This is a genomic window from Thermoflavimicrobium dichotomicum, assembly GCF_900114055.1.
GTDB lineage: Bacteria > Bacillota > Bacilli > Thermoactinomycetales > Thermoactinomycetaceae > Thermoflavimicrobium > Thermoflavimicrobium dichotomicum.
In genome coordinates, this window is record NZ_FORR01000040.1 from 1 (window position 1) to 7,687 (window position 7,687).

The 7,687-nt window shown below is 41.1% G+C and carries 10 protein-coding genes; 6 read left to right on the forward strand and 4 right to left on the reverse strand.

What is annotated here, in order from left to right:
* Positions 1-243 precede the first annotated feature (243 nt).
* Positions 244-1,668 carry an IS1182 family transposase gene (locus BMZ78_RS17920; protein ID WP_245739937.1) on the forward strand — a complete coding sequence of 475 codons (1,425 nt, stop codon included), beginning with the start codon at positions 244-246 and terminating at the stop codon, positions 1,666-1,668.
* 258 nt (positions 1,669-1,926) lie between these two features.
* On the opposite strand, the gene BMZ78_RS17925 is transcribed toward BMZ78_RS17920, so the two are convergent.
* Complete coding sequence (locus BMZ78_RS17925) at positions 1,927-2,343, reverse strand: DUF1259 domain-containing protein (protein ID WP_093231759.1); 417 nt, start codon at positions 2,341-2,343, stop codon at positions 1,927-1,929.
* Between the two features lie 879 nt (positions 2,344-3,222).
* Positions 3,223-3,411, reverse strand: a complete 189-nt coding sequence (locus BMZ78_RS17930; protein ID WP_093231760.1) for a ribbon-helix-helix domain-containing protein — start codon at positions 3,409-3,411, stop codon at positions 3,223-3,225.
* A 177-nt stretch (positions 3,412-3,588) separates the two neighbouring features.
* On the opposite strand from BMZ78_RS17930, the gene BMZ78_RS18965 reads away from it, so the two are divergent.
* A complete protein-coding gene (locus tag BMZ78_RS18965; protein WP_175482562.1) occupies positions 3,589-3,744 on the forward strand; it encodes a hypothetical protein in 156 nt (51 codons plus the stop codon).
* 84 nt (positions 3,745-3,828) lie between these two features.
* Entirely contained in the window at positions 3,829-4,401 is a 573-nt protein-coding gene (locus BMZ78_RS17935) for a hypothetical protein (protein WP_093231761.1), read from the forward strand.
* Positions 4,402-4,669: 268 nt separating this feature from the next.
* On the opposite strand, the gene BMZ78_RS17945 is transcribed toward BMZ78_RS17935, so the two are convergent.
* Complete coding sequence (locus tag BMZ78_RS17945) at positions 4,670-5,482, reverse strand: inositol monophosphatase family protein (protein ID WP_093231763.1); 813 nt, start codon at positions 5,480-5,482, stop codon at positions 4,670-4,672.
* A 480-nt stretch (positions 5,483-5,962) separates the two neighbouring features.
* Here BMZ78_RS17945 and BMZ78_RS18640 point away from each other — a divergent pair, with 480 nt between their 5' ends.
* Entirely contained in the window at positions 5,963-6,220 is a 258-nt protein-coding gene (locus tag BMZ78_RS18640; protein WP_139203365.1) for a hypothetical protein, read from the forward strand.
* On the opposite strand, the gene BMZ78_RS17950 is transcribed toward BMZ78_RS18640, so the two are convergent.
* Entirely contained in the window at positions 6,204-6,509 is a 306-nt protein-coding gene (locus BMZ78_RS17950; RefSeq protein WP_093231764.1) for a hypothetical protein, read from the reverse strand. The two genes, BMZ78_RS18640 and BMZ78_RS17950, sit on opposite strands and share 17 nt — an antisense overlap.
* 43 nt (positions 6,510-6,552) lie before the next feature.
* Between BMZ78_RS17950 and BMZ78_RS17955 the strand changes: the two genes are divergently transcribed.
* Both BMZ78_RS17955 and BMZ78_RS19685 read left to right on the forward strand, forming a co-directional pair.
* The gene (locus BMZ78_RS17955; protein WP_093231765.1) at positions 6,553-7,002 is read left to right on the forward strand and encodes an IS5 family transposase; all 450 of its coding nucleotides are present in this window, start codon (positions 6,553-6,555) and stop codon (positions 7,000-7,002) included.
* A 75-nt stretch (positions 7,003-7,077) separates the two neighbouring features.
* Positions 7,078-7,335 (forward strand): transposase, encoded by a 258-nt coding sequence (locus BMZ78_RS19685; protein WP_425263953.1) that lies wholly within the window; start codon positions 7,078-7,080, stop codon positions 7,333-7,335.
* The last annotated feature ends 352 nt before the right edge of the window (positions 7,336-7,687 follow it).

The window sequence follows — 7,687 nt, forward strand, 5'->3', positions numbered from 1 at the left end:
AGTTTCATATGGAAGAAGCCCAATATGGAGCTAAATTGTTAAAATTGATGAAGAAAAAAGGTTGGCTAGTTCCACCACCTCTTCATGCAAATACACAAATTGAAGGATAGGAATATATAAAAAAGGAATTACCAAAAAGGTAATTCCTCAGCTTGTCGACAAAGTCGTTTTTTCAACAGGTCGACAAGCTTTTTTTGTCGAATCTTATCTTATTAATAGAAAATGATAAATGGGGGATTTTTTGTGTTATCTAAACATGGAAAAAGCGGTAGAAATCAACTTGAGATCATAGCATTAGATGATTTAGTGCCTGCGGACCATTTGGTCCGCAAGATCGAAGACAGTATTGATTTTGATTTTATTTATGACCTTGTTGAAGACTATTATTGCCTTGATAATGGGCGGCCCAGTGTTGATCCAGTGGTCTTAATCAAAATGGCGTTGATCCAATATTTATTTGGCATTCGGTCCATGAGGCAAACCATTAAGGAGATTGAAACCAATGTGGCTTATCGTTGGTTTCTTGGCTATGGGCTCACAGAGAAAATCCCTCATTTTTCAACGTTCGGAAAGAATTATGTCCGTCGTTTCCAAGACACAGATCTATTTGAAGTGATTTTTTATCGCATTTTACAAGAAGCAATCGATCATGGTTTTGTCAATTCTGAAGTCATCTTTATTGATTCAACACATGTAAAAGCCAATGCAAATAAAAAGAAATATGTGAAGAAGTTGGTTCGGTCGCAGACCCGAACCTACCAAGAACAGCTTGAGAATGAAATCAATCAAGATCAATTGGCTAACGGAAAAAAGATATTGGCTCCCAAGACTAACGTTGAAGTCAAAGAGGTTAAGGAAAACACAACGGACCCAGATAGCGGATACTTTGTGAAAAATGAACGAGAGTCCGTTTTTGCTTATTCCTTTCATACTGGCTGTGATCGGAATGGATTTGTCTTGGGAGTTATAGTAGAGCCAAGTAATATTCACGATAGCCAGGTCTTTCCATCTCTTTATGAACAGATCAAACTCACGGTTACTCAGCCAACAGCGGTCGCTGTTGATGCTGGTTATAAAACTCCTTACATCAGCAAAATCTTGCTTGATGATGGAGTTCGTCCCGTTATGCCTTATAAAAGATCCCAAACGAAAAAGGGTTTTTTTCGAAAACATGAATTTGTTTATGATGAGTATTATGATTGGTATATCTGCCCTGCTAATGAAACGTTAGCTTACCGGACAACTACTCGGGAAGGCTATCGTCAGTACATTTCTGATCCAAAAATCTGTAAAGATTGTCCGTTCCTTTCTCAATGTACGAACAGCCGGAACCATACAAAGCAAATTCAGCGCCATATTTGGCAAGACTATTTAGATGAAGCTGAACATCTTCGGCACACGGAACAGAATAAACAAATTTATAAACAACGGAAAGAAACGATTGAGCGAGTTTTTGCCGATATGAAAGAGAAGCATGGGATGCGTTGGACGACGCTTCGAGGGAAGCGTCGTGTTCAGATGCAGGCGATGCTGCTTTTTGCTGCCATGAATTTAAAGAAACTGGCCAATTGGCGATGGCACAACCGTCGCCTTCATCGATTTTTTTATCAGTCAATTAAAAAACCACCTCTGAAAGCCGTGTTCAGAAGTGGTTTTTCTACAGTCTGAAAGGAATTACCAAAAAGGTAATTCCTTTTTTATATATTATTTAATCTACTGAGTCCAGCGGTGAAAAGTTTTTTTCAAACTAGGCCTACTGCTTGTTTTTCGCTTTTCAGCCTAGTGAAAGAGCAATTTGCAATATTATCGGACTTGCGAAAAAGTTTAACACCCTCCCTCGTCCGACGCTCGCTCTCATCCCCATAGCTGAAGCTAAGGGGTTTTCTCGCTCGCATTTTATAATTGAAAGACGTTGCCATGTTGAGCCTAACCTAAGAAAGCAATAGACTCTTTCGTTTTTCTTGCAAATGCGATGGGATTATCTATGGATTCCCAATGAATATACATTATACGTGGATTCTCAAACAGCCAGTGATTATGAAGTGCGGTCGCGGTAATACCTCGTTTTTGAAGATTTGAAATTAAACGATTGGCCTGATTTTGAAAAACTGCTGTTTCACCTAAGCATAGTGCGCGTCCCGACTTATTGATAGATTCGAATGAAAAGAGCTGATAATTAACCAAAGGTGAATTTGTACGTCTACCTAAGATAGTAGCATTAAACCTCCTAGGTCGACTGACAAAACACACAGGTCCTTCTTCAATCTCATGTTCTCCACCTAAGATTTGTGCAAATTGGCGACAAAGCCTTTGAAATTGTGGGCTTACTTTTACTGCTGCCATACAAAACCTCCTCTCGTTTTATGAATATGTTACGATACAACAAAGGAAGAGGATTGTATGAATATCCCTAATCTATCCATATTTTCTAATTACCCGTGGTGGGGTGTTTATAATGATATGTACTCACCTGCCACTAGACATCAATCTCACCCGAATGGAAAAGATTTGAGATTATGCTGAAAATCTACCCTCACATAACCAAGGATGAATTCCCACCGATCGAAGACGAATACATTTTTTCTACGATGATGAACTCAAAAAAGAGATCTACGAAAAGTATCTGAAAACGAATGTACATATCAAAAAATATTCACCGGAGTATCACCGATTAATTGGTACAATTTTGGGATACCCTCCCAGAGCAGTGGATTTTTTTCATCAGGCGATCATGAACGTTTTCCGGAAAAGCGTATAGCACTAAGGTTTTGTGGTGTTGAATGTGTGGCAAGTATTGATGACATAGTTGAGGACATAGCCAGGGGCAGATATCTTGTGCATCTCCTACAAATTTGAACATGTGGATGTTCCATATGGTGATATAGAGTATGTCAAAAAGTAAGAGCAAAAAAAGCACTGGCTATTTGACACTCCACACGGCTGAAGCCGTGGGATTCTTGGGGCGTTAACGTCCTCTTTGTAAACCGTTACAAAAAGAAAAAAGGCCGCCTAGATCGTTTGGATGATCTAGGCGGTAAATAAAGTAGAAACAAAAATTAGTAAAAGGAGTGACAATTAAATATACTAATAAACGCAAAGAAATATAACAATATTTAAAATATTAACGTTTAATTTTTGGTGATACCAGTAATAACCCAACCTGGATTTTTGCTTAGAAATCCAGGTTGGGTTTTCATTATATCTACGAGTGACTTGTTTGGATCACTCATCATCATGTTCGTTGTTTAAAGACTTCCCATACTTTTTTAGTAAATCCTCAACAGCCTCATCTAATAATTTGGATTTATTAATCCTTGTCTCCTTGGATAATTCATCCAACATGTACCACAGTTTTTTATCAATAGCATTCGATAAAGGTTTTCGATTCCTAAGGCCACGATCATCTCCCATGATAATACCTCCTCTTGTAATTAATGATAAAATATTTTTTTTTCACATTTAACTACTGGTAACTACATGTAGCCGTATTTATAATATGAACTGTAAGATAAGTCTTTCTTTTCATGTGGATATTATATCTTGCTCATCTCATTTATCTTGTTCATCTCATTAAAGGAGGCATTCATCATGGGTTGGTTTGATGAAGATACTGAAAGAGATGAGGAAAAGTTCCGCTCTGGAGAATGTCCACGATGTGATAGCCATGATATTGAAGTTCGCGAAGGATTTTCATCTACTACTTTTGTCTGTAATGACTGCCAGCACAACTTAACAATTGCCTAGTTTCTTGAGCAAAACCCAAAAAAAACATATTATGAAAGGGAGCCCTATTAAAGGCTCCCTTATTTTTGTTCAGGAGGGTAAATTATGCCCTATTATGGAAGCAATGAAGTTGCTTTTTTGCTAGGACTAAGAAAGTCTGTGTGGCTTACTCCCGGTTACTCTCTATTTGATGAAATAGCTAACAAATATCCTTTTATTTCAAAAAGGGAATTTCCAGCTTTAAAAGGCGGGATCTTCTTTCAGAATGAAGAAATCAAAAAAGAACTATGTAAGAATCACCTAAAAGATGCTGAAAATATCGAATTCGGATCTTCGAAATTTCATTATACAATAGGCCATTTGTTAGGTTATCCACCTAAAGCTATTCATTTTTTTGTACACCTTATAACTAACTCAAATCTAAATATAAAAAGAGTAGGAATAGACTACTGTGGTGTTACCTGTGCTGGATCTATAGATGATCTTCTGGACGATGCTACCTGGCTTTGGCAGGAGTATCCTTTTCCGGAGTGGGATATCCTTAAAATCCAATATCAAGATAAAAAAATATACATACCCTATCAAGACTTCGAAACACTTCAAGAAGTACAAAAAAAATTGAAAGCGGCGACAGATAATCTTCAAATACTAAACTTCTCTAACAGAATTAATTTTTGAAAAAATAGTCTTTTTACTTTTTGTTTATTTCTAATGAAATTTTCCATCATCCTTTCGCCTTTGATTTACTCATGGGTAGCTTTTCCCATTTCTTGGGCAGATGGCATCAATTTCACCGGATGCTACCTTTGGGCCTTCCCGGGTGATTTTACCGCATCGGCATTTAAAAGGGAAGACGGCCACGGACGATCGAGACCGCCCCTGCTGGTCGGCGAGGAGATCTTCCGTGATCACCAGGACATAGGAGAAGATCGGTTTTTCACGATGTTTAAACACCCTTCCCCTCTCTATCCAAAACTTCCCAGATCATATGTAAAAATAAATCCCGATTCTCTGGATGACAGGCGACCAGATACGGCTCTGGGTTCATCCCATCAAAAGACCGCCCGTCAAAATCGAAGACGGCGCCTCCCGCTTCCTGAACCATCATCACCCCGGCGTAGAGATCTTCCCCTTCGGAATTGTAGAGGACGATTCCGTCCACGTCTCCCCGTGCCACCATACACCAGAGGAGTGACGGAGCCCACAGGCGGAGTACACGTTTGAAACGCTCGTCCAAAGCTTGCTTTAGCGCCATCGCTTCTCTTTCTTTCTGCACCTGGTGCCCCTGGATCCAACCTACGGTCATCTTGGGAAATGATCGCTTTTTCCGCATGTGAAGCGGATGGCCGTCACAAGGCCCCTTCCCCTTTTCCGCTGTATACACCTTCTCCAGATGAGAATCGTAGATTACCCCTAGAACGGGTTGTTCTCGGTAGAACAGGGTGATGCAGACTCCGTAGAGGGGAATGCCCAGGGCATAATTGTTGGTCCCGTCCAAAGGATCCACCCACCACATCCAATCATCATCCTCACCGGACATACCTTGCTCTTCACTCCGGATCCTGTGGTCCGGAAAATGCTCCCGAATCCGGTTTACGATCAGCCGGTCGGCCTCCTCGTCCACCTCCGTCACAAGGTCGCCGTAATCCCCTTTCTCCCGGGTCTTAAATCCACTGAAAAAACGCACCTTCGCCAGGCGCCCCGCCTCTACCGCCGCCTCTTTGGCTACTTGCCTCGCTATCGTCAAAACTTCTTCCATCGCAGTTCACCCTCGATTCGAAGAAATTTTTCTCATTATTATTGCGTATCTAAATAATATCATAGAATTGATAGATGGAAGATAGGCGCCCAATATCGCAAAGTATTGCCCGCAGGTCACGAGTTCGATGAATCGGCCGCCAAGTGTCTGTGAGCGTAAAATTTCCGGGAGTGCTATGGGGCCCTCCATGCTCTTTCCGCGGCTGAGAAAGGCGTATATTAGGCCATTTGTATCGCAAACCGCCCGAAAAAGAGAAGAGGGCGCCTTATGCGCCTTCTTTTATAACGCTTACCTCGTTATGTTACCAATGGTAATATTACTGGTCGACTCTAGCGGTCCCGCGACGATTCCGACCAGGCATCATTACCGGCTATTGCTACCGGCATTATTACCGGCTATTAATACCGGCGAGCCCGGCCGGACCAACGAATGGACAATGATGGCCAGTGCGGGGCCAACGCGGAGCCGGTAGGGGCTAAGATGGAAAATAATGGCAAACGGGGCGCCTGCCCAAAATTTTCGGGGCTGCTCTCTAAAATCGGGCGCGAGCGGGTGATTTTCGGCGCTGTCGGGTATTTTTGGTACCGTACGACAAGAGAAATCTACTTAAAAACTGTTTCTCTTATTACCTCGGGTAATATCAGCGGTTCATCCGCATCTTCTGCTCAGTTTACCCTCTGTTACAGTGATTCAAACACAGGTAATTCATCACCCGAGCGCCTTACAACAGATAATTAGTCGCCTGCGTGCCGATTGTTCTCTCGATTTTTTCGGCTTCATCGACCTTTTCTGCGTTCTTTTCCAGCCACTCGCCCGGATTATTCGCGTATTGCTTCGCATCCCGCGAGATCTCATTGAGTAAATCCTGTACGATCGGGCTCATCATTGGCGCTTTGAGCAATCCCTCCGCGGCTTCGATCGCTTCCAGCGCCTCCTTATCGGAGTATCGATCGAATAAGGATCGCCGGACCCCGATTTTGTCGCAAATTATCACAACAAGAAACGGGGCAAGCCAGATAAAAGGCAAGCCCCTTTAGAGCATATTTCAAAAAGAGAAGTTATGCATCATAATGAATACTATGGAATATTACAGCAGACATGAGTTAACCGATTATCAATGGAAATTGATCGAACCCCTTTTACCAAAAGGGAAAAAAAGAGGTCGACCATTGGTCGACCCAAGGAAAACATTAAATGGAATCGTGTTCGTACTGAAAACAGGATGTGCTTGGGCAGACATGCCCAAGGCTTACGGTTCCTATGTTACCTGTTGGAGAAGATTAAAGCAATGGCAAAAAGACGGAACTTGGGAAAGAATTTGGCGAAAACTTCTCCAACAGTGCGATGAACAACAAAAAATCAACTGGGAGTTTTGTTTTTTGGATGGAACCTTTGTTCCCGCTAAAAAAGGGCGATGCAGTTGGAAAAACCAAGGTTGGAAAGGGAACAAAGGTAATGATGGTAACAGATGGAAACGGTCTTCTCTTATCCATCCACATAGCCAGTGCTCAACCTCATGAAATCCGACTCGCTGAAAAAACATTGAGGGGGATTCGTGTTCCTCAACCCTGGGTAGACCAAAAACACGACCAAAGATCTTAATTGCAGACCGTGCTTACGACAGTCAATCTTTTCGAAAGAGCCTACAAAAACGTGGCATCAAACCTTGCATTCCTACCCGAAATCATCGAAAAATCAAGCACGGACGTGCTTCAAATGTACGTCATCTTTATTGTCATCGCTGGAAAATCGAACGTTGTTTTGCTTGGATGGATCAATTCCACCGTCTTGTCGTTCATTTCGAACGACAAGCAATCTTATTTAAAGGTTTTTGCATCACATTTGGACTTTAAATACATTAATAGACTGAATTTTTTCGATGTAAGTTAGTTCATACTCCTACTAAACAGTCAACTGTAAATTTATATAAATAATTACTTTTACTGCTAATGTTTTTTGTCTACTTTAATTTTTTGTTTCTATATGGATCATGAATAATTATTCTTTACTTATTCATTTTGAAATAAGCTCTACTACAACTAGTTATTTTTAAACATCTGCATAAACTGTTTACCAAAATCCTTGACTGAGAATTTCTCTGATACTTGTTTAAGGTATGTTTTTTTCACTAATTCAAGGAGCCAAATTGGGATCTTTTTTCCGCGAATGAGCCAATAAAATCTCTTATAACCTTCGACTAGGTGT

What these genes read in the sequence shown, in the direction of transcription:
- BMZ78_RS17925 (WP_093231759.1), bottom strand. Translation starts at nt 2,343, where the DNA reads ATGGCAGCAGTAAAAGTAAGCCCACAATTTCAAAGGCTTTGTCGCCAA.
- BMZ78_RS17930 (WP_093231760.1), bottom strand. Translation starts at nt 3,411, where the DNA reads ATGGGAGATGATCGTGGCCTTAGGAATCGAAAACCTTTATCGAATGCT.
- BMZ78_RS18965 (WP_175482562.1), top strand. Translation starts at nt 3,589, where the DNA reads ATGGGTTGGTTTGATGAAGATACTGAAAGAGATGAGGAAAAGTTCCGC.
- BMZ78_RS17935 (WP_093231761.1), top strand. Translation starts at nt 3,829, where the DNA reads ATGCCCTATTATGGAAGCAATGAAGTTGCTTTTTTGCTAGGACTAAGA.
- BMZ78_RS17945 (WP_093231763.1), bottom strand. Translation starts at nt 5,482, where the DNA reads ATGGAAGAAGTTTTGACGATAGCGAGGCAAGTAGCCAAAGAGGCGGCG.
- BMZ78_RS18640 (WP_139203365.1), top strand. Translation starts at nt 5,963, where the DNA reads ATGGAAAATAATGGCAAACGGGGCGCCTGCCCAAAATTTTCGGGGCTG.
- BMZ78_RS17955 (WP_093231765.1), top strand. Translation starts at nt 6,553, where the DNA reads ATGAATACTATGGAATATTACAGCAGACATGAGTTAACCGATTATCAA.